Origin of the sequence: Corynebacterium glaucum, assembly GCF_030408855.1 — a bacterium.
Lineage (GTDB): Bacteria > Actinomycetota > Actinomycetes > Mycobacteriales > Mycobacteriaceae > Corynebacterium > Corynebacterium glaucum.
Genome location: NZ_CP047358.1, coordinates 542297 through 568538, shown reverse-complemented (window position 1 = coordinate 568538; position 26242 = coordinate 542297). Strand labels below are relative to the sequence as shown.

The 26242-nt window shown below is 64.6% G+C and carries 20 protein-coding genes; 12 read left to right on the top strand and 8 right to left on the bottom strand.

Going from position 1 to position 26242, the window contains the following annotated elements; translation table 11 throughout:
• The first annotated feature begins 52 nt into the window (after positions 1 to 52).
• From CGLAUT_RS02785 to CGLAUT_RS02760, 6 genes are all read left to right on the top strand, one after another.
• Complete coding sequence (locus CGLAUT_RS02785) at positions 53 to 1630, top strand: LCP family protein (RefSeq protein ID WP_290186173.1); 1578 nt, start codon at positions 53 to 55, stop codon at positions 1628 to 1630.
• Positions 1631 to 1649: 19 nt separating this feature from the next.
• A complete protein-coding gene (locus CGLAUT_RS02780; protein ID WP_095659375.1) occupies positions 1650 to 2348 on the top strand; it encodes a TIGR03089 family protein in 699 nt (232 codons plus the stop codon).
• A gap of 114 nt (positions 2349 to 2462) precedes the next feature.
• A complete protein-coding gene (locus CGLAUT_RS02775) occupies positions 2463 to 3761 on the top strand; it encodes an ABC transporter substrate-binding protein (protein ID WP_290186171.1) in 1299 nt (432 codons plus the stop codon).
• A 147-nt stretch (positions 3762 to 3908) separates the two neighbouring features.
• On the top strand, positions 3909 to 5039 hold the full coding sequence (locus CGLAUT_RS02770; protein WP_095659373.1) for a carbohydrate ABC transporter permease: 1131 nt from the start codon (positions 3909 to 3911) through the stop codon (positions 5037 to 5039).
• Entirely contained in the window at positions 5036 to 5857 is an 822-nt protein-coding gene (locus tag CGLAUT_RS02765; RefSeq protein ID WP_095659372.1) for a carbohydrate ABC transporter permease, read from the top strand. The genes CGLAUT_RS02770 and CGLAUT_RS02765 overlap by 4 nt, the downstream gene beginning before the upstream one ends.
• Before the next feature lie 141 nt (positions 5858 to 5998).
• Entirely contained in the window at positions 5999 to 6787 is a 789-nt protein-coding gene (locus CGLAUT_RS02760) for an acetoin reductase (protein WP_095659371.1), read from the top strand.
• Here the strand turns inward: CGLAUT_RS02760 and CGLAUT_RS02755 are convergent.
• Positions 6784 to 7866: an HNH endonuclease signature motif containing protein gene (locus CGLAUT_RS02755; protein WP_290186166.1), complete on the bottom strand. Its 1083-nt coding sequence runs from the start codon at positions 7864 to 7866 to the stop codon at positions 6784 to 6786. The two genes, CGLAUT_RS02760 and CGLAUT_RS02755, sit on opposite strands and share 4 nt — an antisense overlap.
• A gap of 246 nt (positions 7867 to 8112) precedes the next feature.
• On the opposite strand from CGLAUT_RS02755, the gene CGLAUT_RS02750 reads away from it, so the two are divergent.
• Positions 8113 to 9237 (top strand): DUF418 domain-containing protein, encoded by a 1125-nt coding sequence (locus CGLAUT_RS02750; protein WP_290186164.1) that lies wholly within the window; start codon positions 8113 to 8115, stop codon positions 9235 to 9237.
• Here CGLAUT_RS02750 and CGLAUT_RS02745 read toward each other — a convergent pair.
• From CGLAUT_RS02745 to CGLAUT_RS02735, 3 genes are read right to left on the bottom strand one after another with little or no spacing between them, the layout of a single operon-like run.
• Positions 9143 to 9625 carry a YdcF family protein gene (locus CGLAUT_RS02745; protein WP_343898672.1) on the bottom strand — a complete coding sequence of 161 codons (483 nt, stop codon included), beginning with the start codon at positions 9623 to 9625 and terminating at the stop codon, positions 9143 to 9145. The two genes, CGLAUT_RS02750 and CGLAUT_RS02745, sit on opposite strands and share 95 nt — an antisense overlap.
• Positions 9618 to 10118, bottom strand: a complete 501-nt coding sequence (gene purE / locus CGLAUT_RS02740; RefSeq protein ID WP_095659368.1) for a 5-(carboxyamino)imidazole ribonucleotide mutase — start codon at positions 10116 to 10118, stop codon at positions 9618 to 9620. Before purE ends, CGLAUT_RS02745 begins: the two co-directional genes overlap by 8 nt.
• Before the next feature lie 3 nt (positions 10119 to 10121).
• On the bottom strand, positions 10122 to 11315 hold the full coding sequence (locus tag CGLAUT_RS02735) for a 5-(carboxyamino)imidazole ribonucleotide synthase (protein ID WP_301925399.1): 1194 nt from the start codon (positions 11313 to 11315) through the stop codon (positions 10122 to 10124).
• Positions 11316 to 11352: 37 nt separating this feature from the next.
• Here CGLAUT_RS02735 and budA point away from each other — a divergent pair, with 37 nt between their 5' ends.
• Positions 11353 to 12090 carry an acetolactate decarboxylase gene (gene budA, locus CGLAUT_RS02730; protein ID WP_290186162.1) on the top strand — a complete coding sequence of 246 codons (738 nt, stop codon included), beginning with the start codon at positions 11353 to 11355 and terminating at the stop codon, positions 12088 to 12090.
• Here the strand turns inward: budA and CGLAUT_RS02725 are convergent.
• The 3 genes from CGLAUT_RS02725 to acpS all read right to left on the bottom strand — a co-directional run bounded on the left by CGLAUT_RS02725 (position 12087) and on the right by acpS (position 13751).
• Complete coding sequence (locus CGLAUT_RS02725) at positions 12087 to 12542, bottom strand: hypothetical protein (protein ID WP_290186161.1); 456 nt, start codon at positions 12540 to 12542, stop codon at positions 12087 to 12089. The genes budA and CGLAUT_RS02725 overlap by 4 nt on opposite strands.
• A 37-nt stretch (positions 12543 to 12579) precedes the next feature.
• Positions 12580 to 13299: a biotin--[acetyl-CoA-carboxylase] ligase gene (locus tag CGLAUT_RS02720; protein ID WP_290186160.1), complete on the bottom strand. Its 720-nt coding sequence runs from the start codon at positions 13297 to 13299 to the stop codon at positions 12580 to 12582.
• A gap of 74 nt (positions 13300 to 13373) precedes the next feature.
• Positions 13374 to 13751: a holo-ACP synthase AcpS gene (gene acpS, locus CGLAUT_RS02715; RefSeq protein ID WP_290186159.1), complete on the bottom strand. Its 378-nt coding sequence runs from the start codon at positions 13749 to 13751 to the stop codon at positions 13374 to 13376.
• Between the two features lie 146 nt (positions 13752 to 13897).
• Between acpS and CGLAUT_RS02710 the strand changes: the two genes are divergently transcribed.
• The gene (locus CGLAUT_RS02710) at positions 13898 to 15523 is read left to right on the top strand and encodes an acyl-CoA carboxylase subunit beta (protein WP_290186158.1); all 1626 of its coding nucleotides are present in this window, start codon (positions 13898 to 13900) and stop codon (positions 15521 to 15523) included.
• 42 nt (positions 15524 to 15565) lie between these two features.
• A complete protein-coding gene (locus CGLAUT_RS02705; RefSeq protein ID WP_290186157.1) occupies positions 15566 to 24667 on the top strand; it encodes a type I polyketide synthase in 9102 nt (3033 codons plus the stop codon).
• On the opposite strand, the gene CGLAUT_RS02700 is transcribed toward CGLAUT_RS02705, so the two are convergent.
• The gene (locus CGLAUT_RS02700; protein WP_290186156.1) at positions 24664 to 25584 is read right to left on the bottom strand and encodes a hypothetical protein; all 921 of its coding nucleotides are present in this window, start codon (positions 25582 to 25584) and stop codon (positions 24664 to 24666) included. The two genes, CGLAUT_RS02705 and CGLAUT_RS02700, sit on opposite strands and share 4 nt — an antisense overlap.
• A 92-nt stretch (positions 25585 to 25676) precedes the next feature.
• Here CGLAUT_RS02700 and CGLAUT_RS02695 point away from each other — a divergent pair, with 92 nt between their 5' ends.
• A complete protein-coding gene (locus CGLAUT_RS02695) occupies positions 25677 to 26090 on the top strand; it encodes a DoxX family protein (protein ID WP_095659360.1) in 414 nt (137 codons plus the stop codon).
• The gene (locus tag CGLAUT_RS02690; RefSeq protein ID WP_157731241.1) at positions 26083 to 26232 is read left to right on the top strand and encodes a hypothetical protein; all 150 of its coding nucleotides are present in this window, start codon (positions 26083 to 26085) and stop codon (positions 26230 to 26232) included. Before CGLAUT_RS02695 ends, CGLAUT_RS02690 begins: the two co-directional genes overlap by 8 nt.
• The last annotated feature ends 10 nt before the right edge of the window (positions 26233 to 26242 follow it).

Sequence of the window (26242 nt, the reverse complement as noted above, 5' to 3'; positions counted from 1 at the left end):
CTTACTCAGCGAACGCAAAGATATAGCTAGCGGTGCCGTATACTCTCCGCCTGTGACGGACAACTCGAGGCGCGCTCGCGACATCCAGCCGGCACCCTCCCGTGTGAGGGACGTCAGCCAGGTTGGACACCCCGTCGTGAAGTGGGTGCTCGCGTTCCTTTCAGCTGCAGCGATCCTTGTTTCCGGTGTCGGTTATGCCACCGTGGGGCGGCTCAGCAACCAGCTCAGCGCATCCGAGCTGGAGCTCCAGTCTCAGCGCCACGGAGGTAAAGGAGGCAACGAGGCAGTCCTCGACGGTGCCGTCGACATCCTGCTTGTTGGCTCCGATTCCCGCACCGATGCCCAGGGCAACCCGCTGTCCGAGGAGGAGTTAGCGCGGCTCAACGCTGGCATCGCAGACGGCGAGATTAATACTGACACGATCATGGTTGTTCGCATTCCGGAAGACGGCTCGCGCGCAACGGCGGTCTCCATCCCCCGCGACACGTACGTGCACACGGATGATTACGGCAATCTCAAGATCAACGGTGTGTACGGCGCGCACGCGTTGGAAAAGCGTGAAGAACTCACGGAATCCGGCATGTCCGAGGGCAAGGCCCTTGAGCAGCAGGTTGCCCGCGCAGGCCAGGAGGGGCTCATCGAGGCGGTTGCCGATCTCACCGGGGTGGAAGTCGACCACTACGCGCAGGTCGGGCTTCTCGGCTTTGCTCTGCTCACCGATGCGGTCGGCGGCGTCGAAGTGTGCTTGAACGAGGCCGTGCAGGAGCCGCTTTCAGGTGCCGATTTCCCCGCAGGCGTGCAGACGCTCAGCGGCGCCCAGGCACTGTCGTTCGTACGCCAGCGCCACGACCTGCCCCGTGGCGACCTCGACCGCATTGTCCGCCAGCAGTCGTACATGGCTTCCCTAGTGCAGAAGACGCTTTCCGCTGGCACCCTGACCAATCCCGCGCGACTGCGAGACCTAGCGAATGCCGCCGAGCGCTCGCTCACACTGGACCAGGGTTGGGACATCATGGGCTTTGCCCAGCAGATGTCCGGTTTGGCTGGTGGCGATGTCACCTTCACCACCATTCCGGTAACCTCCGTCAACGGCGTGGGCGACCTTGGCGAATCCATCGTCACCGTCGATGTCGGTCAGGTGCACCGGTTTATGGATGAGCAGGTGAATCCGCCCGAGGAGCAGGAAACGACGCCGCAGACGACGGCACCGGCGATCGGCACGCAGCTGCAAGGTCACGGTGTTTACGTACTTAACGCTGGCACCATCTCGGGACAGGCGAGCGCCGTTGCAGACCACCTGCGAACCGCAAACGTGAATGTGGTTGACGTTTCCAATGCGATGGAGGGCCTCTACTCGTTCTCCCAAGTCGTTGCAGCCGATGAGAATGATTCGGCCGCGCGGGAGCTGGCGCGCGCGCTCGGCGGTCTGCCGGTGAGCGCAAACCCGAACTTGGAACCGGGCAGCATCGCCCTTGTTATCGCCGACGATTACACCGGGCCCGGCGCCCTTGACGCTGACAATCAGGTTGAGTTCCAAGAGCCCGTCGGCACGCCTGGCGCTGATTTCGGCGAGGCCGAGGTCGCACCCGAAATCACCGCCGGCGGCTCGGGCCCGCGCTGCGTGAATTAATTGGTCTACGCTGGCGGGCATGAGCCTGCTTTCCCCACTCCTGCGCGCTGACCCGGCATCGCCGCGCCTGACCGTTTACAACGACGCGCGCGGCACCCGCATGGAATTCTCGGGCCAGACGCTAGAGAACTGGGCAAGCAAGGTCGCGAACCTGCTCGACGAGGAATTCGAGCTAGAAGACGATTCCTCTGTGCTCATTGACCTGCCCGTGTCATGGCAGGCCACGGTCATCGCCCTCGGCACTTACAACTCCTCGCGCATTCCGCGTTTCGACGGTTCGAATTTCGACGGTCCGAGTTTCGACGGTCCGACGCACAACCCCACCGTCGTCTTCACCTCACTTGCAGGCGCTGACACCTGGAACGGCATTCCGGAGTGCGACTGTGTCGTGGTCTCTGACGATGCGTTCGGTCGCGGCGTTGTGGAAGCCGGAGGTGCCCTTCCCCCTGGCACCATCGACTTCGGGCCGACCGTCCGCTTCTACGGCGACCAGTACTTCGGTGAAAGCCCGGAGCTCAGCACATTTGCGCGGGACGAGCTTGGTGCCGAGCGCTACTTGGTGCCGCACTGGAGCACCACGGATGAGTTCGAACATGCGGTGCTCGCACCCCTGGCTGCGGGGGGCTCGGTGGTAGTTGCCGCCGGGTTGGTTTCGACGAATCGGATGAACGAGATCGCACAGATAGAGAAGGTAACGCGATTCTTAACTGCGGGTTAATCTCCCGGCATTCCCCCAGCTCTACCCCCATTGTCGGGTAAACAACCAAATTGGGCGTTTTCGGATTCCTGGGTCTTCTAGATTAAAGGCACCTCCGATTCGAAAGGTCTGTGTATGAAAAAGCTTGCAACCCGCCAGACTGGCGCTGCCATCTGTGCTCTCGCACTCAGCTCCGCCACCTTGGTGGCCTGCTCCAACGACGGCGACACCACTGAGACCAAAACTGCAACCGACACCGCGACTGCCGTGTCCACCAAAGACGGCGACAAGGCCGCTACTGGCGAGGATCGCGGACCCATTACGTTCGCTATGGGCCGGAACGACACAGACAAGGTCATCCCGATCATTGAGAAGTGGAACGAAGAGCACCCGGACGAGGAAGTCACGCTCAGTGAGCTCGCTGGTGAGGCGGACGACCAGCGAGACACCCTCGTGCAGTCCCTGCAGGCCGGTAACTCCGACTACGACGTAATGGCGCTTGACGTTGTCTGGACCGCCGACTTCGCCGCAAACCAGTGGCTCGAGCCGCTCGAGGGCGACTACAAGATCGACACGTCCGAGCTGCTGCAATCCACGGTGGACTCCGCAACCTACAACGGCACTCTCTACGCCCTGCCGCAGAACACCAACGGCCAGCTGCTGTTCCGCAACGTGGACATGATTCCGGAGGCACCGGACACCTTCGCCGACATCAAATCTGCCTGCGAGGCGATGGAAGGCGACGCAGATTGCCTGACCACCCAGCTCAAGCAGTATGAAGGTCTCACCGTGAACACGCTCGACTTCATCCACGGTTGGGGCGGCGAAGTTATTGACGATTCCGGACAGCCGACCGTCGAATCCGCAGAGGCGAAGGCCGGCCTGCAAGCTCTTGTTGATGCATACAAGGAAGGCACCATCGCCTCCGCCTCCACTGCAGCAACCGAAGAGGAGACCAACCTGGCCTTCACCGAAGGCAACACCGCGTTCGCCATCAACTGGCCGTACATGTACTCCAACTCCGAGGAAGCAGGCCTGAACTTCGAGGTGCAGCCACTCGTTGGAGAAAAGGGGGTCGGCGTGTCTACCCTCGGCGGCTACAACAACGGCATCAATGTGAACTCCAAGCACAAGGCAACCGCCCGCGATTTCATCGAGTTCATTATTTCAGAGGAGAATCAGCTTTCCTTCGCAGAAGCATCCTTCCCGCCGGTGCTGGCCTCCATCTACGACAATGAAGACCTGATCAAGGAGCATCCGTACCTGCCGGCATTGAAAGAATCCCTGGAAAACGCGAAGCCACGCCCAGTTTCCCCGTTCTACCCGGCGATCTCCAAGGCCGTCCAGGACAACGCTTACGCAGCGCTTACCTCTGGCAAGAGCGTCGATGACGCCACCAAGGATATGGCTGCCGCCATCAAGCAGGCCCAGTAGTTCACCCCCCAGTAGTTCACCTGGAAACTCACACACCTGCGAACCAGGTCATCAAACTGGCGCGCCCAACGCCCGCAACCGTTTAAAATCCGGTGCGGGCGTTGGCCCGTTTACTCCCCAATGGAACAAATAGATCCGAAGGCTGGCATGAGTACCATCACTGAGCCTGGCACCACTCGGCGCACGAAGGCGCCAAATTCACGTCGAAACCAGAAGCAGGGTGACAAAGGAAAGGCCTACGCCCTCATCGCACCCGCCCTCATCGTGCTTGCCATTGTTATTGGCTACCCGATCGTGCGCGCGATTTGGCTGTCCTTCCAAGGAAACCGGCGCCTTGACCCATCCACCGGCGTATTTGTGGACGGGGGGTTCGCGGGCCTCGAAAACTACCTCTATTGGATCACCAATCGGTGCATGAGCCCATCCGGCGTGGTGGGCGCCTGCCCTCCCGGCGTTCTTGCCACCGACTTCTGGCCAGCAGTACGAATCACCCTGTTCTTCACCGTGGTCACTGTCGCGTTGGAGACGATCCTCGGCATGGTAATGGCACTCATCATGAACCACCCGTCAAAGGCCCGCGCGCTCATCCGCGCGGCGGTGCTCATCCCCTGGGCCATCCCGACGGCAGTGACCGCGAAGCTTTGGCAATTCATGTTCGCACCCAGCGGCATCGTCAACTCTGTGATGGGTCAAAACATTGCCTGGACGACTGACCCGTGGGCTGCGCGTTTTGCCGTCATCATCGCCGACGTATGGAAGACCACGCCGTTCATGGCACTGCTGATCCTCGCCGGACTACAGATGATTCCGAAAGACGTATACGAAGCCGCGCGTGTCGACGGAGCGTCGACGTGGCAGCAATTCACCCGCATCACCCTGCCACTCGTACGCCCGGCGCTGATGGTGGCCGTACTCTTCCGCACTCTCGACGCACTGCGCATGTACGACCTCCCAGTAATCATGATCTCCGGCTCCTCGAACTCTCCCACTGCAACGATCTCGCAGCTGGTGGTCGAAGACATGCGGCAAAACAACTTCAACTCCGCTTCTGCCCTGTCCACGCTGATCTTCTTGCTCATTTTTGCGGTCGCGTTCATCATGATCCGGTTCCTCGGTGCCGATGTGGGTGGCGCCGTCAGGGAACCCAAGAGGACACCCAAGAGGACACCCAAGAGGACGCAGAAGAAGGAAGAAAAGCACGGAGCAAAGGACCGTCGACAAGCAACTGCTCAAGATGCAGAAGCATTGAATGCCCGACTTGAGGAGGCTTCGCGATGAAAAAGCTTGGTCACTACCTCGGCGTCATCTTCATCATGATCTGGGGCCTTGCCCCGTTCTACTGGATGCTGGTGACCGCGTTGCGCGACAAACGGCACACGTTCGACACCACTCCATGGCCGACGCACGTCACGCTCGACAACTTCCGTGACGCGCTGGCGACGGACAAGGGCAATGACTTCCTCGGGGCGATCGGCAACTCGCTGATCATTTCGCTGACAACAACTGCGATCGCGGTGCTCGTCGGCGTATTCACCGCATACGCACTCGCGCGGCTCGATTTCCCCGGCAAGGGCTTCATCACCGGCATCATCCTGGCTGCCTCGATGTTCCCGGGCATCGCGCTGGTGACCCCCCTGTTCCAGCTATTCGGGGACCTAGGGTGGATTGGCACCTACCGCGCGATGATCATCCCGAACATCTCCTTTGCGCTTCCGTTGACGGTATACACGCTCATCTCGTTCTTTCAGCAGCTGCCGTGGGAGCTCGAGGAGGCAGCGCGCGTCGACGGGGCAACCCGCAGCCAGGCATTCCGCCTCGTGCTACTGCCACTAGCCGCACCGGCGATCTTCACCACCGCAATCATCGCGTTCATCACGACGTGGAACGAGTTCATGCTCGCGCGCCAGCTTTCGACCACCGAGACGGAGCCAGTGACCGTGGCCATCGCGCGCTTCAGTGGCCCGAGTGCGTTTGAGTACCCCTACGCCGCGATCATGGCGGCTGGGTCCCTGGTGACCATCCCGCTAATCATCATGGTGTTGGTGTTCCAGCGCCGCATCGTCTCTGGCCTGACCGCCGGCGGTGTGAAGGGCTAACCGGCCGTCTTCGCGTACTGGCGGGGTGGTAGCCGCGGCTATTGGAGTTGCGGAAACGAGTGGTAAACGCCACGTTCCGCGTTGGACAGGCTTCTGTACGGTGGAAAGTGTCAACCAATCACGGTACGGAAGGAGTACACCATGCCTACTCAGGGAATTGACGGCAAGGTCGCCCTCGTTACTGGTGCCGCCCGCGGCATCGGCCAAGGCTTAGCGTTGCGTCTAGCTCAGGACGGCGCGGACATAGCGGTTCTCGATCTCGAGGAAAACGCTTGCGCGGAAACCGTCGATCAGATTGCGCAGCTCGGCCGGAAAGCTATCGCAATTGGTGCAGACGTGTCGAAGCGTGACGAAATCTACGCCGCCATCGCACGCACCGAAGAGGAGCTCGGTGGTTTTGACATCATGGTCAATAACGCCGGTATCGCCCAGGTCCAGCCGATTGCGGAGATCGAGGACGGGGAAGTTGACGCGCTCTTTGACATCAACGTCAAGGGTGTCCTCTGGGGCATTCAGGCCGCAGCCGCGAAATTCAAGGAGCGCGGCCACGGGGGCAAGATCATCAACGCATCCTCGATCGCTGGACACGATGGATTCCCGATCCTCGGTGCATACTCGGCCTCCAAGTTTGCAGTCCGCGGCCTAACCCAGGTCGCCGCCCAGGAGTACGCCAAGGACGGAATCACTGTGAACGCGTACTGCCCTGGCATCGTGGGCACCAGCATGTGGGAAGACATTGACCGCCGGTTCCATGAGCTAACCGGTGCAGAGCTGGGTGCGACGTACAAGGAGAACGTCGAGGGCATTGCGCTTGGGCGCGCTCAAACCCCGGAGGACGTGGCCAACCTGGTTTCGTTCTTGGCTTCGCCGGACTCGGACTACATCACCGGTCAGGCGATCCTCACCGACGGTGGCTTGGTCTACCGCTAACCGAACAAGGTCTGCATCGCTCCGTACGGATGGTGCGTGTTGGTGGCGCGGTAGCCACGCGGCGAGTGCCATACCGGCGTGCCGCTGACGTACTCAATGCGGCCGCGCCGGGCGCGCTCAGGGTCATCATCATTGACCCTGTTGTGGTACCGGCATAGCGGGGCGAGGTTGTTCAGATTCGTTTCGCCGCCATGCTTCCACGCCCTGATGTGGTTGATCTCGCAGGAGTCGGCTGACTGGCGACAATCCGGCACCGGGCACATCGTGAGCGTCGCCCGCGCGAGATCGCGTTGCTTTTGGTTCGCAAAACGCTGATCGCGGTAGAGGTTCACCGGCCCTTCCTCCGGGTGAAAGAGAGCAGCCTCAAGGCCATTTTCGACGGTTGCGTGGTGCCGGTTCAGGTATTCGGCACCAGTGATCGTCGTGCCGTCGCTAAGCCCGAGCACCGTGTCGTCGCCCTCGTCGCGCAGCACCTTGATCCACTCCGGTAACGGGATGAGTAGTAACGGGCGGGGCACCGCCTTGGGTACGCCCGTTCCGTCGCCACGCATGAGTTCGAGGAAACGCTCCAACATCTGTTGTGCAATGGGTTTTGTCGAGTCGAGATCAGCGCGCAGAGCATGCTCAAGGTCGGCCAGGTCACGCTCGTCCGCTGTGACCCGCATGGTTCGGTACCCTTGACGAGAGCGCGTGAAGCTCACCTGTTTCCGCGGCGGTTCCGGCGGTGTCTTCGGGATTAGCTTGTTTGCCAGTTCGCTGAGCTTTTTGTACGTGCATTTTGCGTCGAGCAGGGCGAGACGCAGCTTCATCCGAGTGCGGGCGTGTTTGATGGGTCTGAGGCGCCGCTCCAGCAGCGCCAGCTGGTCGAGGGAGAAGCCGTGTCGCCTGGCCTTTTCACCAGCGAGCCGCTGCTTTTGGGGTGAGTTGGTGGTTCCGAAGTAAACGTCGTGGAGTTCAGCCCAGGCTTTCGCCCTGGACGGGTCAACGCCGGCGTCGAGTGCAGCCTGCCGGTCGAAGCCCACCAGAGTGTCCAGCGCTGCTGCTGATATCGCGTGGAGGAAATCGTGGAAGTTGTTCATGCTGCGCACCCTAAACGCGATTTGCGTTGAACGGAAGGGCACGACCCTCCAGCCTGTGGATAAGTCCTGAGACACCGCCGAGTTATCCACAGGCTCGGTTCTGAGCTGGTCATTTGTGCTGGGCAGACAGAGAGCGCCGCGCGATACAGCAAGGTAACCCGCTGGCCCAATGGTAGTGCTGGCGCTACCGACAATAGAGTGCGCACACCATTGCGTTTCACTTCGCGTCCCAGTGAGGTAGAGAGTATGCGTACATCGAATACCTCCATCTCTAACCGCATGCTGTCCCTCGACGTTGTGCGCGGGATCGCCTTGTGCGGCATTGCATTTGTGAACGTGCAGCAGCAGTGGATCCTCTACCCCAATCCGGATGCGGAGACGCCAGCGTACATGTGGCTCGATCTGCTGGCCCGCCAGCGCTTCTTCCCTGTGTTCACCTTCCTCTTCGGTATCGGGTTCTGCATGATCATGCAAAGTGCTCGACGGCGTGGTGTGAGCGAGCCGCGGGTAATGGCCCGCCGTCTTGCCCCGCTCCTGCTGCTCGGTATCGCCCACCAATTCCTGCACCCAGGAGAGGCGCTGATGTTCTATGCGGAATTCGGATTCGTTGTGCTCTTTCCCCTCACCTTCGTGCGAGACACCCAACGGCGACGCACCATCGCGACGTGGCTCGGCGTGATTCTCACGCTGGCGGGAGCGCCGCTGGGAGGCATCCTGGTGATTCCGGGTCTGTTACTGCTCGGGTTCGCGTTCGCCGAATGGTCGCTGCCGATGCGGCTTGATCAAGACCCGACACCCGCCGCCTACGCCCTGATCGGCCTTTTGCCTCTCACCGCAGCCATGGAGTACTTGCAGTACTCCAGCTACGGCACGCAGCAGTATCCCTTCGTCGCGTCAGTGGCAGGTTTGGTGTACGCCGCGACGTGGGCGGCCCTCGCCGTGGTGCTTGTCCGCACTCCCCTGCGTCCATTCCTTGGTGCCGTGTTCGCGCCGCTTGGCCGCATGGCGCTGACGAACTACATCGTGGCTACGTTCGTGATCATCGGCGCACGCATCGCCCTGGGCATCCCGCGGCTCCCGGATGTGGTCACCAACGACATGTTCCTCACCGGATTCGCGGTGATGGCCGCGATGCTGGTCGTCCAGTCGCTGCTTTCAACGCTGTGGCTCAAATACTTTGGCCAAGGCCCTTTGGAGAAGGCATGGCGTTGGCTCACCTGGAATGCTGGCGGCGGTCCGAAACCGGTTGGCCCAGAGCCGGCTACCCCGGAACCCGTTACCGCCCCGCCCGCACCCGACGCATCACACGCCGCCACAACACCCGAGCCAAGGAATGCGGCACCGCAATCAGCTCCCGGGCGTACTGCTTGAGATTCTTCAGCGGCCGCCCCGGCGGCATCGGCGCAGACACGACCTCGACCGGGATCTGCAGGTGCCACGCCCACACTCGCGTGCGAGCGACATGAAACGCGCTGGTGACCACCGTTAGGCGCTCCGCATCCGGGTACATCGCCCACGCGCGCTCGAGGTTCTCATTCGTCGAGCGCGCCAGCGGCTCTAACACCACATCAGCCGCAGGCACCCCGTGCTCCACCAGCCAAGCAGCCATCGGTTCAGCTTCACCGCACCCACTGACGACGATCGGTCGCGGGGCAGACCGGTAGACACCCATGGCCGTCGATAAGCGAGCTTGAAGCATGCGTGACGGGCGCCCGTCGATCACTCGGGCGCCGAGCACCACGATTGGGCGCTTACTCACCCATCAAACGCTTTCGCAGCGCCTCGTCCTTGCGTTCCACCTCGGAGGAGAGATCCGACTGGTAGCGCGCCATCTTTTCAACCAGTGCAGGATCACCGGCGCCGAGGATGCGCACGGCAAGCAGGCCCGCATTCTTCGCGCCGCCAATGGACACGGTAGCTACCGGCACCCCACCCGGCATCTGCACGATCGACAGCAGCGAGTCCAACCCGTCCAGGTCAGCCAACGCCCGGGGAATACCGATTACCGGCAGCGGTGTCGCGGCCGCCACCATGCCCGGCAGGTGCGCCGCGCCGCCGGCACACGCGATAATCACCTTCACCCCGCGCACGTGCGCGTGCTTGGCGTACGCCAGCATCTTCACCGGCGTGCGGTGCGCAGAAATCACGCCAACCTCGAACGGCACTTCGAACTCGCTGAGCACCTCGGCGGCGGGTGCGATGGTGTCCCAGTCGGAATCCGACCCCATGATCAAACCAACCTGCGGCTGCATGCTTTACTCTCCTTTTGCGTTGTTCGCGGTGTGCGCAGCGTCGCGCCACGTGCCGTGGACAATGAAATGCGCTGCGTCTTCAGCAACCGTCAGCGCCTCGTCCAGCGATTCGGCGGCCACGTTAATATGGCCCAGTTTTCGCCCGGCACGAAAATCCTTGCCGTACAGGTGCACCTTCGCCTGCGGGTGACGGCGCATCACTTCGGCTACCCGCTGCGCCACCGGCATCTCGGGGCGTGCTTCGCCGCCGAGCGTGTTCACCATGACGGTCACCGGGGCGGTAGGCGTCGTCGCGCCGAGCGGCCAGTCGAGTACCGCACGCAGGTGCTGCTCGAACTGGCTGGTGACACAGCCGTCTTGGGTCCAGTGGCCGGTGTTGTGCGGGCGCATCGCCAACTCATTGACTTGCACACGCCCGTCCGTCTCAAACAGTTCGACTGCCAGCACACCGGTCACGTCGAGCTCCTCGGCAATCCGGCACGCCAACTGCTCACATTCGCGTGCCAACTCCGGATCCAAGCCTGGCGCCGGCGCGATGGCCACGCGGCACACGCCGCCTTCCTGCCGCGATTCCACAACCGGCCACGCCCTCACCTCACCCGAGCGGTTGCGCGCCACCATCGCGGAAAGCTCGCGGTCGAAGCCGATTTTTCGCTCGGCCATCAGTGGGACATCAACGGTTCGCACCAAGTCGAGCATTTCGCTTATCGACGCCGGGAACCAAACGCCATGCCCGTCATACCCCCCGCGGGTGGCCTTGACGCAGACCTCCCCGTTGACGACGTTCCAGAAGGCCTCCGCATCCGCCTCAGTATTAATGGGAGCGAACTCGGGAACCGGGGCGCCAAGTGCCTTCAGGCGGCGACGCTGCTCCAGCTTGTCCTGGGCGTAAAGAAGAGCGTTTGGGCGTGGCTCGACGACAACGCCTTCGTCGATAAGCAATTGTGCATGCTCATTCGGCACATGCTCGTGGTCGAAGGTGACCGCATCTGCACCCTTCGCAATCGACTCGACGTCGCCGAGGTTGGTGTAATCGCCGATGCGCACATCCGCAATTACCTGTGCCGCGGATGCGTCGGGCTCTCGGGCCAGCAGACGGGTTTCAATGCCGAGCTCGATGGCCTCGGTTTGCATCATGCGTGCCAACTGACCGTCGCCGAGAATGGCGACAATGGGCATTCCATACGCGTTACTCACGCCGAATACTCTAGCCCTCCGCGCTACTATCGCAGATATGGCTGACCAGGCTGATTCTGTGCAACGGCACACCATCTTCCAAAACTCGCTAATGACCGCGCTCCTCGACGGAATCTACGACGGCGAACTGACCATCGGCGACATTCTGAGCCACGGGAACTTCGGCCTGGGCACCTTCGATGCGCTAGATGGCGAGATGCTGATTCTCGACGGTGTATGCCACCAACTCACCTCCGACGGCAAAGCTCGCGTGGCGGACTTGGACCAACGCACCCCGTTTACTGTGGTGACGAACTTCGTGCCGCGGATCAGGGTCGACGCGCCGCACGGCATGGTGCGGGCGGAGCTGTCTTCATTCATCGACCAGCTGGAACCCAGCGCGAACTACTTCTACGCGGTGAAAATCACCGGGCGGTTCTCCGAGGTGGTGGTGCGCACGGTGAGTAAGCAGTCCAAGCCGTACCCGCCAATGTCGGAGGCTATTGGCGACGATGCGGAACACCGCTTCACTGACGTGAACGGGGTAATCGGCGGGTTCCGCACCCCGGCGTACGCGAAGGGCATTGGCGTGCCGGGCTGCCACGTGCACTTCATCAACGACGCTCACACTAGCGGCGGGCATGTGCTCGACTACACCGTCGATGAAGCGGTGATCGAGCTGTGCCCCGGCACTGACATGGCGCTACACCTGCCGGTGACCACGGCGTTCCAGGAGGGTGAATTGGCGCCGGAGGATCTGGACAAGCAGCTGCACACCACAGAGGTGAAGGACTAGCGGCGCAGGCGGCTGTGCAGCACCTTCTCTACTTGGCGGGACTTGCCTACGTGCTCGAAGTGGATGGGGCTGCCGAAACCGTAGATACCCAGATCGATGCCGCCGCGCGAGCGACGCACCGAGTGGATCTGGCGAAGCGGAATGGAATCCACCGAGCCGCTGCGCCCGCGAGCAAGGACTCGGCGGTCGGTGACGATAAAGCGCCGCCGGCGCGTGCGCAGCAATGGTAGTAGAAAGCGCAAGAACGCAAGCAATGCCCACAGCGCCACGACGAGGTTGCGAACCACCGGCGGGATCCCCGGTGTGACGTCCATCCACCCGATCGCGATCCAGGCGACGCCAGTGAGCACGACCAGCTCCAGCAACGGGAAGATCAGGGTGGACAAGGGCGCGTTGACATCGGCGAGGACTACTTCGCCCTCGCCGACCCGAAACTCAACCTGTCGCGCCACGTCGGACAAGTGTAGTCGGCGGTTTGTTCACCCCGGGTTATTGCGGGCGGAGGTGGTGGACGTCGCCGACGGCGTAGGCAGTGCCGTCGATGACCACTTCTCCTTCGTCGTTGATGGTGTCTACGGCGCCGGTCACGGAGCCGTCGTGAAGCTCAATGCGAACTTGCTGGCCGATGGTGGAGCAGACCGCTCGGTAGTCGGCGAGCAGTTGCGGGTCGCCCTGTTGCCACTGAGCGAAACGCCGCCCCATTGCCGTGAGGATGTCGATGGTGAAGTCGTCAAAATCGACCTCGATACCCTCAAGGTTGAGCGCGGTGGAGGTGTCGGTGGGCAGGTCATCGGCCCGCATGGCGACGTTGATGCCGATGCCGACAATGACGCGGGGCATCTCGAGCGCCGAGAGTATGCCCGCGATTTTCTTGCCGCCGATTTGCACATCGTTGGGCCACTTCAACTGCGCTTCAGGCACGACATCGGTGACCGCGACTCCCGGCGCGACTGAAAGCAAGCCGAACGGCTGGGGCGGGTCCGGGACTTCGAGCACCATGCTCATCGCCAGCTGCGCACCCTTGGGCGAGACCCACTGACGCCCAAGGCGGCCCTTCGCGTCCGTCTGCTCGTCGGCAATGAGGACGGTGCCGGGCGCGCCCTCGCGCAGCAGGTCCGCGTTGGTGGAGCCGGTGGACTCCACCCAAGTGACATTGGGCCAGTACTCGGCGACGGCGTCTTGGATGCGTTGGATGTCTCGCACAGTCATGGTTTGCGAGTCTAACGCTGGGCGACGCAACGCCGCGGGAAGTAGCTCGGCGAGGTTGTTACACCACCACGTTGTTACAGCACCACGCACACCGCCTGCGCGTAGTCACCGTCGTGACAGATCGACAGTGATGCCGCAGGCGGGGCGACGCGAGCGAGATGTCCCCGCAGCACGATTGCGACGCGGCCGAACACGTCGGGTACGACCTCGATTTCGGCGAAGTTCACCGTGTCGGCCTCGAGCACCGGCGGGGTGCCGTAGTGCGAGTTCGACCATGCCTTGATGTACGCCTCCTTCGCCGCCCACCGCGCCGCGAGGGAGGCGTCTCGATCAACTTTGTCGGCGCAGTTACGCAATTCGCGGTCGGTGAAGACCGTCGCAAAGCGGGTCCCGGGTTGCGACAATTGCGCCGCGAAAGACGGGACGTGGACAAGATCGGTTCCGACGTACATCAGACTCCCCTGGTACTTGTGACTGAATTCACAGCAGCGTATAACGGCACTGTAACGCCCTGAGCTACCTTGACGTAACCTACGAGTTCGTAGGTTTAGGACTCGGCTTGCAATATTTTTGCCTACAAAAGTTTAAGGTGACGAACATGACTGTTTCCTCCGATACACAGGGCTTAGGCGGGATTAAAGGTCCACAAACCACTGCAGAGAAAATTGCCGACTTGCAGCGCCGCAGGCAAGAAGCCCAGGCGCCGATGGGCGAACGAGCCTACGACAAGGTACACGATGCAGGCCGTCTCACCGCTCGCGAACGCCTCGACTACATCTTGGACGAAGGCTCCTTCGTCGAGACGGACATGCTGGCACGCCACCGCACGCACGACTTCGGCATGTATCAAAAACGCCCGGTTACCGACGGCATCGTCACCGGCTGGGGCACCATCGACGGTCGCGAGGTGTGCATCTTCTCCCAGGACGGCACCGTCTTCGGCGGCGCGCTCGGCGAAGTCTACGGCGAGAAGATGGTGAAGATTCAGGAGCTCGCCGTCACCACCGGCCGGCCGCTTATCGGCCTCTATGAAGGCGCAGGCGCGCGCATCCAAGACGGCGCGGTGTCGCTCGATTGGATCGCGCAGACCTTTTACCAAAACGTGCGCGCCTCGGGCGTCGTGCCGCAGATTTCGGTGATCCTCGGCGCGTGCGCCGGCGGCAACGCCTACTCCCCCGCGCTCACCGACTTCGTGGTCATGGTGGACAAGACGTCCAAGATGTTCGTCACCGGGCCGGACGTGATCAAGACGGTCACCGGCGAGGAGATCACGCAAGAAGAACTCGGCGGGGCGTGGACCCACATGGCCACTGCCGGCAACTGCCACTACGTGGCGGAGACGGATGAAGAGGCACTCGATTGGGTGGTGGACCTCGTCTCGTACTTGCCGTCGAATAGCAAACTGCAAGCTCCGAGCGAACCGCACGATTTCGAGCCGACCGTGACCGAGACCGACCTTGAGCTGGACACCCTCATGCCGGACAGCCCGAATCAGCCCTACGACGTGCGCGAAGTGATCAGCAGGCTTGCCGACGACGGCGAGTACATGGAGATCATGCAGCAGCGCGCCGAAAACGCCGTCGTCGCGTTCGCGCGCATCGAAGGCCAGGTCGTCGGCTTCGTGGCGAACCAGCCCAGCGTGTACGCGGGGTGCCTGGACATCGATTCTTCGGAGAAGGCCGCGCGTTTTGTGCGCACCTGCGACGCGTTCAACATCCCGATCGTGATGCTGGTCGACGTTCCCGGGTTCCTACCGGGTGCCGGCCAAGAGTACGGCGGCATCCTGCGCCGCGGCGCGAAACTGCTCTACGCCTACGGCGAGGCAACGATCCCGAAGATCACCGTGACCATGCGCAAGGCCTACGGCGGCGCGTATTGCGTGATGGGTTCGAAAGGCCTTGGCGCCGACGTGAACCTCGCGTGGCCTACCGCGCAGATCGCCGTCATGGGCGCGGCAGGCGCCGTCGGTTTCATCAACCGTAAGGAGATCAAGGCGGCGCGCGAATCCGGCATGGACGAGGCTGCGCTCGCCGAACTGATCACCAGCTTCGAGCGCGAATACGAAGACACCATCTTGAACCCGTACAACGCCGCCGAACGTGGGCTGATCGACGCCGTGATCCTGCCAAGCGAGACCCGCACCGCAATCGCCGCCAACCTGCGCCTCTACCGCGACAAGTCCGTCGCCCGCCCGGCGCGCAAGCACGGCAACATCCCGCTTTAACGCCCCCCAATAGCACTTAAAACCGAGAAAGCCTTCGCCACTATGAACCTCACCCCGCTGCTTTCCATGTCCAACCCGGCGCTCATCTTCCCCGGCCAGGCCAGCGCTTGGCAGACCGCGCTCTCCGACGCCGCCGCCTCTCCCGCCATCGCCGCACGTTTGAGCCAGCTTCTCGACGAAGCGCAGAACATCACCGGCCCGGTTGCCCGCCCGCTGGCGTCGGTCGTGCCGGGCGCTGCGCAGCGCCTTCGCGAACTCATCGATTCCGACGCCACAGCCGCCGGCGCAGTGGCGCGCAAAGACATCGACGCGCTGCCGGCCGTGAGCGTGCCCGGCATCCTGCTCGCGCAGATTGCGCAACTCGAGCACCTGCGCGACCTCGGGCTTCCGGTCGACGCGGAGAGCACGATCATCGACGGCCACTCGCAGGGCATCATCGCCGCCGCCGCGGTGGACAACCCCGCGCAGGCGCTGGCGTACGTGTTCATCCTCGGTGCCGCAGCCTCTCAAGATTACGGTGCGACCGACGCGGAGTCGCGCATGCTGTCCGTGCGGGGCATCCCGGCGCCGCAGCTGCTGGAGCGCTTCCCCAACACCGGCACCGGCACCGACACCGACGCCAACAACCGCGCCGTCGTGTCCGTGATCAACGGCCCGCGCCACGTCATCCTCTCCGGCACCCCGGAGCAGCTCGCCGACGCGCAGCGCGAAATCGAGGCGGTGGCCAAGGCCTACAACGCCAAGCTCGAGGCCGCGGAGTTCGGCGGCTCCGAGCTCGAGCCCATCTTTGACACGCTCGACGTCGCCTACCCCTTCCACACCCAGGGCAACACCGGAGCAGTTTCGCTTGTCGACGACTGGTCGCGCTCCTGCGGCATCGCAATCACCTCCCCCGCGACGCCGCGGGAGATGGCGCAAACCATCCTGGTTGACCAATGCAACTTCCCCGAGCGCATCTCTGGCGTGCTCCAGCGGGGCGCGAGCCACATTGTGTCGTTCGAGCACGGCATTTCTTCCATCATCCGCGGCCTGGTCGCCGGCGCGGGCGTGCCGGTGCTCACCGCCGACACGGCAAAGGGCCGCGATGCGCTAGCCACCCCAGGCACCGAAATCCCCGAGGCGGCCGACTACTCCAAGTTCGCCCCGCGCCTGGTGCGCCTGCCGGACGGCAAGGTGTACACCCAGACCCGCTTCTCTACCGTCACGGGCCTGTCCCCCATCATGCTCGGCGGCATGACCCCGACCTCGGCCGACGGGGAAATCGTCGCCGCAGCCGCGAACGCGGGCTACTGGACGGAGCTCGCCGGCGGCGGCATGTACTCCGAAGAGGTCTTCAACGAGCACCGCGACACCCTGACCAAGCACCTTGAGCCGGGCCGCACCGCCCAGTTCAACACCATGTTCTTCGACCGCTTCCTGTGGAACCTCCACTTCGGCCAGACCCGCATGGTGCCCAAGGCCCGCACCCAGGGGGCGCCGTTCAACGGCGTGTGCATCTCAGCCGGCATCCCGGAGGTGGACGAGGCAACCGAGATCATCGCAGGGCTCATCGCAGACGGCTTCCCGTACATCGCCTTCAAGCCGGGCACCGAGAAGCAGATCCGCGATGCGCTCAAGATCGCGGAGGCGAACCAGGACGTCCCAATCATCCTCATGATTGAAGACGGCCACGCCGGCGGCCACCACTCCTGGGTGAACCTCGACGACATGCTGCTGTCCACCTACGCAGAAGTCCGCGCGCACGACAACGCATTGCTCACCGTCGGCGGCGGCGTGTACTCCCCGGATCGCGCGGCGGCGCTGCTCACCGGCGAGTGGGCGACCCGCTACGGCGTGACCAAGATGCCGGTTGACGCGGTGTTCCTCGGCACCGTAGCCATGGCCACCAAGGAAGCGAAGGCCACCGACAGTGTGAAGGACCTGCTGGTAAACACCCCGGGGCTGACCCCGGAGGACAACGGCGGCTGGGTCTCGCGCGGCACCGGCCGCAACGGCGTGGCGTCGAGCCAGTCGCACCTGCTCGCCGACATCCACGACCTCGACAACTCCTTTGCCAAGGCGGCACGTCTGATCACCAACATGCCGGCGGAGGAATACCGGGACCGCCGCGAGGAGATCATCGACGCCCTCGCGGCCACCTCGAAGCCGTTCTTCGGCGACATCGAAGACATGACCTATGCCGAGTGGATCGAGCGCTTCGTCGAGCTCGCTTACCCATTTGTCGACCAGACCTGGAATGCACGCTTCGAAGAAACCCTGCACCGCATCGAGGCCCGTCTCAACCCACAGGACCACGGCGAGATCGACACGCTGTTTCCGCCCGGGGAAGGGATTGACGCGAAACAGGCCGTCGATAAGCTTTTTGCTTCATACCCGCAGGCCCGTGAGGTGCATGTTTCCCCGCGGGATGCGGCGTGGTGGATTCAGCTGCACTACAAATACCCGAAGCCGATGCCGTGGGTGCCGGCAATCGACGGCGATCTGAAGATGTGGTTTGGCAAGGACACCCTGTGGCAGGCGCAGGACGAGCGCTACACCGCCGACCAGGTGCGCATCATTCCGGGCCCGGTCGCGGTGGCCGGCATTACCAAGAAGAACGAGCCGGTCGCGGAGTTGCTCGCGCGCTTCGAGGCGGCGGCGACCGAGCAACTGCAGGTCGCCGGTCTGGAACCGGCCGAGCAGTTCGCGCGCCTGAACGACGCGGCGACGGTCGAGGAGTTCATCAAGGCCGCGCCGACGATGATGTGGCACGGGCATCTGATGGAAAACCCGGCATACGCGATGGCCGAGTCTGCCTACGAGATCGTTTCAGAAGAACTCGAAGACTGCACCAAACAGTGGTCGATCCGTATCGTCACCGACTCGTTCTGGGACCACCTGCCGGAGGAGCAGCGCCCGTTTTACGTGCGCGATGTGATGATCCCGATCGACCTGCCGGAAGGCGTGTCCACGGGCGCGTCCCCGGTCGTGTCGGACGAGCGCCTGCCGAAGGCCGTATTCGACCTGCTCGCCGGGCTTGCGGGTGTCGGCTCCACTTCGGAGGCCGGGGATGAGATCCGGGAGCTTCCTTCGCTTATCGACGACACCGTGACCGACGCCACCCCGTATGGCCTGGCCAAGTCCTCCTTTACCTTCCCGGCGTCCCTGCTCACGGCGCACACCGCCGTCACCGGCGCGGCGTTGGGCGCGGACGTGAAGGTGGGCACGCCGGACGTGTTGGTCGGCCCGTGCTGGCCGGCGATCTACACCGCGCTGGGTTCGGGTCAGCTGGAGGACGGCTTCCCCGTGATTGAGGGCCTGCTCAACGCCGTGCACCTCGACCACGTGATCAACCTGCGCGCCGACCTGCACGAACTTGCGGACGGCCGCACCATCGAGGTGACGTCGTGGTGTTCCTCCATCGACGAATCTGTCTCCGGGCGCATTGTGACCGTGGAGCTGGAGCTGCGGGATGCGTCCGACCCCGAGGGCGAGGTTGTTGCGACGCAGATGCACCGCTTTGCCATCCGCGGGCGCGCGACCACGAACACACCGCCGACGCAGGCCCCGGCCTACGGCGGCGCACCCGAGGCCGCCGAGATGCAGGCCACCCCGCGCTCGTTTGTAGACCGCGCCGTGGTCACCGCACCGCACGACATGACCCCGTTTGCGCTGGTGTCCGGCGATTACAACCCGATCCACTCCTCGTACAACGCCTCCGGCCTGGTGGGCCTTAAGGCGCCGCTGGTGCACGGCATGTGGCTGTCGGCTACTGCGCAGCACCTCGCTGGCCGCCACGGCGACGTTAAGAGCTGGACCTACTCCATGTACGGCATGGTGCAGCTCGATGACCAAGTGGAAATCACCGCCGAGCGCGTCGGTCGCGTAGGCATCCGCCCGGCGCTCGAGGTGACTTGCCGCATAGGCGGCGAGGTGGTCTCGCGCGGCCAGGCCCTGCTCGCGCAGCCGCGCACCGCCTACATCTACCCGGGCCAGGGCATTCAGGCCGTCGGGATGGGCAAGGGCGACCGCGACGTCTGCCCCGCCGCGCGCGCAGCATGGCGCCGCGCCGACCGCCACACGCGAACCAACCTGGGCTTCTCGATTCAGAAGATTGTCGACGAAAACCCCACCGAAGTCACCGTCAAGGGCGAAGTGCACCGCCATCCGGACGGCGTGCTGCATCTGACGCAGTTCACGCAGGTGGCGCTGGCGGTTGTGGCGTACGCGCAGACCGAGCGCCTGCGCGCGGCCGACGCGCTGGCTGAGGGTGCGATGTACGCCGGCCACTCGCTCGGCGAGTACACCGCCCTGGCCAGCCTGGGCAACATCTTCGATCTCGAGGCCGTGATCGACATCGTGTACTCGCGCGGCTCCTCGATGGGTTCGCTCGTGCCGCGCGACGCGGAAGGCAACTCCGAGTACGCGATGGGTGCGCTGCGCCCGAACATGATCGGGGTGAGCGACTCGGACGTCGCCAACTATGTGGGACAGGTGTCCGAGGACACCGGCGAATTCCTCGAGATTGTGAACTACAACATCAAGGGCATGCAGTACTCCGTGGCCGGCACGAAGAAGGGCCTCGCAGAGCTGGCCCGCCGCGCCAACGGTGTGCGCGAGCGCGCCTACGTGCCCATCCCGGGCATCGATGTGCCGTTCCACTCTCGCGTCCTGCGCTCGGGCGTTCCGGACTTCGCGCAGAAGCTCGACGAGCTGCTCCCGGCCGAGATCGACGTCGAGGCGCTGGTGGACCGCTACGTGCCGAACCTCGTGGCGCGCCCCTTCGAGCTGACCCAGGACTTCATCGACGCCATCAAGGCCGCGGTACCCACCAAGGCGCTCGACGGCGTCACGCCGGAGTCGCTGGAGCCGTCCGCGCTTGCGCGCCTGCTGCTCATCGAGCTGCTCGCGTGGCAGTTCGCTTCCCCGGTGCGCTGGATTGAAACCCAGGACCTCATCTTCCGCCGCGTCGACCAGGCAATCGAGGTGGGCTTGGCGTCCTCGCCGACGCTGACCAACCTGGCGAAGCGCGAGATGGACGTCATCGGCCACCACATCCCGGTGCTCAACGTCGAGGCAAACCAGGACCAGGTCATGCTCAACGACGCCGTCGCCGCACCGGAGCCGGAGCTCGAAGAGCTTGACGACGCCGCCGCCCCGGCCGCCCCCGAATCGGCTGCGCCGGCAGCGGAGACGGCGGAAACTGCGCCTGCCCCAGCACCCGCCCCAGCACCCGCGCCAGCCGCAGCTCCGGCCGCAGCGCCGGCTGCCGGCGCGCCGGCAGGCGCCGCCACCGACATCCCATTCAATGCCGCCGACGCCGTCATGGCGCTCTTCGCCTTCCAAAACAAGCTGCGCATCGAGCAGATCAACGACTCCGACACCATCGAGGAGCTCACCGGCGGTGTCTCCAGCCGTCGTAACCAGCTGCTCATGGACATGTCGGCTGAGCTCGGTGTCCCCGCGATCGACGGTGCGGCCGAAGCGGACGTGGCCACGCTGCGCGAACGCGTGAACTCCGCCGCCCCCGGCTACTCCCCGTTCGGAGCGGTGCTCACCGAGGCAGTCACCGCGCGCCTGCGCCAAGTGCTCGGCGCTGCGGGTCTCAAGCCCGCATACGTCGGCGAGTATGTCACCGGCACCTGGGGCCTGCCGGCAACCTGGACCCCGCACGTCGAGGCGGAAATCTTTCTGGGCACCCGCGACGAGGAGTCCGTGCGCGGCGGCACGCTGAACACGCTGCCGGCCGCGGCGAGCAAGGCCGAAGTCGGTGCGCTCATTGACGCCGCCATTGAGCGCGTCGCTGCGGCGCATGGGCAGGCGGTCAGCCGGGCGTCGACAAGCACAAGCTCCGGTGGTGGAGTGGTGGATTCGGCAGCACTGGATGCCTACCGTGAGGAAGTGACCGACACTCTGGTCGCGACCGCGCGCACACTGCTGAGCAAGCTCGGCATCGAGGACGAGCACGCCGAGATCGAAGCGCCGGACACCACCATCATCAACACGATCGAGGCAGAGCTCGGCTCCGGCTGGGTCTCACAGGTCGCCCCCGTCTTCGACGCGCGCAGAGCAGTGCTTTTTGACGACCGGTGGGCCCAAGCCCGCGAGGATCTCACGCGAGTCGCGCTGGGCGAGGTAGACATTGACGTGGCTCGCTTCGCCGGTACCGGTCAGACGATCGTGGACCAGGCAACGTGGTACGCCGAGCACGGTTTCGACGGGCCGTTGACGGAGATCGCGAGTGTTGCGGCCGAGGCGCCGGAGCTGGAGTACGCGGCAGACGTGGCGCTGGTGACCGGTGCCGCACCGGGCTCGATTGCCACTGCGTTGGTGGAGCGTCTGCTGGAAGGCGGCGCGACGGTGATTATGACCGCCTCGCGCGTGAACCAGGCGCGCAAGGAGTTCGCGCGCAAGCTCTACCGCGACCACGCGTCGCAGGGCGCGGCGCTGTGGCTGGTGCCGGCGAACTTGAGTTCGTACCGCGACATTGACGCGCTGATTGACTGGATTGGCACCGAGCAGAAGGAAACGGTGGGCAACGAGGTCAAGGTGATCAAGCCTGCGCTGACCCCAACGCTGGCGTTCCCGTTCGCGGCGCCGGGTGTCTCCGGCTCGCTGGCCGAAGTCGGCGGCAACGCCGAGACCCAGGCGCGCCTGCTGCTGTGGTCGGTGGAGCGCACGATTGCGCGCCTGTCCGAGCTCGCGCAGGCCTCCGACCAGGCGGTGCGCACCCACGTGGTGCTGCCGGGTTCGCCGAACCGCGGCACCTTCGGCGGCGACGGCGCGTACGGCGAGGTCAAGGCCGCGCTCGATGCGGTGCTGAACAAGTGGTCCGTCGAATCCGGCTGGCCGGAAGGCGTGACGCTAGCGCAGGCGCGCATCGGCTGGGTGTCCGGCACTGCGCTAATGGGCGGCAACGACGTGCTCATCCCGGCGGCAAAAGAAGCCGGCATCCACGTGTGGGATCCGGAGGAGATCTCCTCCGAGCTCATGGGTTTGGCGTCGCAGGAGTCCCGGACACGCGCCGCTGAGGGCCCGTTGGATCTCGACCTCACCGGCGGACTCGCGGACGCGGGTGTGTCCATCGCGGACCTCGCGCGTCGTGGCCGCGCTGCTGACTCAGACGACAACGCTGGCGCGAGCGCTGATACCGGCGCCGGCACTGCCGAGACCATCAAGGCGCTGCCGAACGTGGCCAACCCAGTGCAGCCGGCTGGCATTGAGGTTGGCGAGGTGACCTGCTCGCTCGACGACATGATCATCATCTGCGGCATCGGCGAGGTCTCGTCGTGGGGTTCGGGCAGGACCCGTCGTGAAGCGGAATACGGCATCCAGCGCAACGGCGAGGTTGATCTCACCGCCGCCGGCGTGCTCGAGCTGGCGTGGATGACGGGCCTGGTGACCTGGGCCGAAGACCCGACCCCGGGCTGGTACGACGCTGACGGCGCCGAAGTGCCCGAGGAAGACATCTACGAGCGCTTCCGGGACGAAGTCGTGGCGCGCGCCGGCGTGCGAGAGCTGACGGACAAGTACTTCCTCACTGACCGTGGCTCTATCGATATGACTGAGGTCTTCCTGGATCGTGATGTGACGTTCACGGTGGCGTCGGAAAGCGAAGCCCGCGACTACGCAACTGCCGACCCCGAGAAGACTGTGGTGCGCAGCAACGACGGCGAGTGGACCGTGACCCGGCTGGCGGGCGCGAAGGCCGCGATGCCGCGCAAGGCGACGCTGACGCGCACCGTTGCCGGGCAGATGCCGGACGATTTCGATCCGGCGAACTGGGGCATCCCGGCGCAGATGATCGACGGCATGGACCGTATGGCGGTGTGGAACCTGGTGACCGCGGTGGATGCGTTCATCACTGCCGGCTTCACCCCGGCGGAGTTGATGCGGGCCGTGCACCCGGCGGACGTGGCGTCGACGCAAGGTACCGGTATCGGTGGCATGGAGTCCCTGCACAAGGTGTTCGTGTCCCGCTTCCTGGGCCACGAGCGCCAAAGCGACATCCTGCAGGAGGCGCTACCGAACGTGGTCGCGGCGCACGTCATGCAGGCGCTGGTTGGTGGGTACGGCTCCATGATCCACCCGGTCGGTGCGTGTGCGACGGCGGCGGTGTCGGTCGAGGAGGCCGTGGACAAGATTGCGCTGGGCAAGGCGGACTTTGTGGTCGCCGGCGGTATCGACGACGTCCAGGTCGAGTCGCTGGAAGGCTTCGGCAATATGAACGCCACCGCGGACACGGAGACGATGCGCGCCAAGGGCATCGACGACCGCTTCATCTCGCGCGCCAACGACCGACGCCGCGGCGGCTTCCTCGAGGCCGAAGGCGGCGGCACGGTGCTGATCGCGCGCGGCTCGCTTGCGGCTGAACTGGGGCTGCCGGCGCACGCCGTGATCGCGTACGCCCATTCCTTCGGCGACGGCGCTCATACCTCGATTCCGGCGCCGGGCCTGGGCGTGCTGGCGGCAGCGCGCGGCGGCGAGCAGTCGCGCCTGGCCAAGAATCTCGCTTCGCTGGGGCTAACGCCTGACGACGTCACCGTGCTGAGCAAGCACGACACCTCCACCAACGCGAACGACCCGAACGAGTCGGAGCTGCACTCCATTCTGTGGCCCGCCATCGGCCGCGATGCGCGCGCGCCGCTGTACGTCATCTCGCAGAAGACGCTCACCGGCCACTCCAAGGCGGGTGCGGCCCTGTTCCAGATCGGCGGGCTGATCGACGTCTTGCGCTCCGGCAACCTGCCGCAGAACGCGTCCCTGGACTGCGTCGATCCACTCATCTCACCGAAAGCCAAGAACCTCGTGTGGCTGCGCGCCCCGCTCGCGCTTGGCGAAGGCCGTGTGAAGGCGGCCGCACTGACCTCACTCGGCTTCGGCCACGTTGGCGCTCTGGTCGTGCTCGCGCACCCGGGCGTGTTTGAGGCGGCCGTGGTCGCCGCGCGCGGTGAGGCGGCGGCAGCCGAGTGGCGTGAGCGCGCGACCCAGCGCCTGCGCGCAGGTGCCGATCACCTCGAGGCCGGCATGGTGGGCCGCCGCCCGCTGTTCGAGCAGGTGGAGAACCGCCGCTTCGTCGAGGGCAACACCCACGACGGCGAGATCGCGCTGTTGCTCAACCCGGATGCTCGCCTGGGCGAGGACGGTAAGTACCCGCTCAGCTAGATCCAGCCGCGAAACGTCTGCGCGCCCTGTGCGCTCACCGCGCGCAGCGTTTCGGCGGTAAGCGCCGCGCCCAAGTCAACCGGGCTCAGCTCCCCCGGGCTCACCTGCCCCGGGCTCAGCTCCCCCGCTTGCTCGCCGCCGCGCTCGGACACCGCGACGAAACGCGCGCCGGGCAGCGCGTTGAGCCCGTCGAGCAACCGCGCATCGAACGCTGCATCGAACTCCGGGTCGACCCCGGCCACCCAACCGGCCGGAACTAGTTCGCTCACTTCCCGCGGCAACCAGGCCTCAACCACCTCAAAATCACCGGCGCTGCTAACAGCCGCAAACTCCGGCCCGAACTGCGCCAACACTCGCAAAGCAGGCTCCAACGCCGCTCGGTCCGCCGTCCGGCACGCACGTTTCGCCGCCGCCAGCGCCGCATAAAAATCAATCGCGTGCCGCTGCGGCCCTGTCACCTCCCACGCTGCGCCGGCCAGCGCCCGCGCAAGCTCGGCATCCTCAGTCTCGATCGTGCAGGTCACTTCAGCATCAGGGAGCATTCGCTTAACGACGACCCGACGCCCTCCCACCTCCCGCATTCCCGCGAGCACCCCGCCGAGGAAGTCAGTGCGTAGATCGCCCGCATATTCTTCACCCGCGCGGGCTGCGTACAACGGGCCTGCCATCCGCGGATCACGCTGGGCCAGCCCTGCGAGCCGCTGCGCCACGCCACGAAAGAACTCCCGCAGTTCCACCGGGCTGGAGTCGGCACGCGGCTTGTCGAACTCAGGCAGCATGCGATCGGTTACTCCCGCACCCTGCCCCTCTACCTGTGCTGGGACAAACTCCGCGCTGGCATCCATGAGCCTGTGCACGAGCTTGCGGGCGAGGCGCTCATGCCCGTCACCGAGCTGGCCGCCGCGAACCGGTGTCACGCAGACCTCGACCGGAGCGGGGCACCTCGCAACGTGGTATCGAACGAGACGATCTTGGTCACCGCGCCATCCTCCTCCGCTAGCCTGGCCCCATGCATTTTCCATCGCGCGCGTTGATCCCGATCTTCGGCATCGCAGGAGCGCTGCACTTTTCCAAGCCTGATGTCTTCGACGCGATTGTGCCACCGGCGCTGCCCGGCGCGCCGCGGACCTACACGTACGTCTCCGGCGTGGCGGAGCTGGCGGCGGCGGTGATGCTCGCCGCGCCCGCGCTCGGCCCGCAGTCCAACCCGGGCCACCGCCGCCGCTCTCGCGGAATCCAACGCGCCGGGGGCCTGTTCTCTGCGGCACTGCTCACCGCAGTCTGGCCCGCGAACTTCTACATGGCGTGGCAGTGGCGGGATAAGTCGTGGCCCCAACAGGCGCTCGGAATCGCCCGCCTGCCCCTGCAGATCCCGATGATTCGCGCCGCATGGCGCGTGTACAAGGAAGGGCATCTTGGCTGAGGTGGATAGCGGTGTCATTGGGGCGTCGATAAGCAACCTGCTCGCGGCGCGCAAACCGGAATCCTCGATCTGCGAGGTCAACATCGCCGCGGTGAAGGGCCCGATCCGCATTCGCCGCGGGCTGAATTGGCAGGAGCCGTAACGCACGCGGC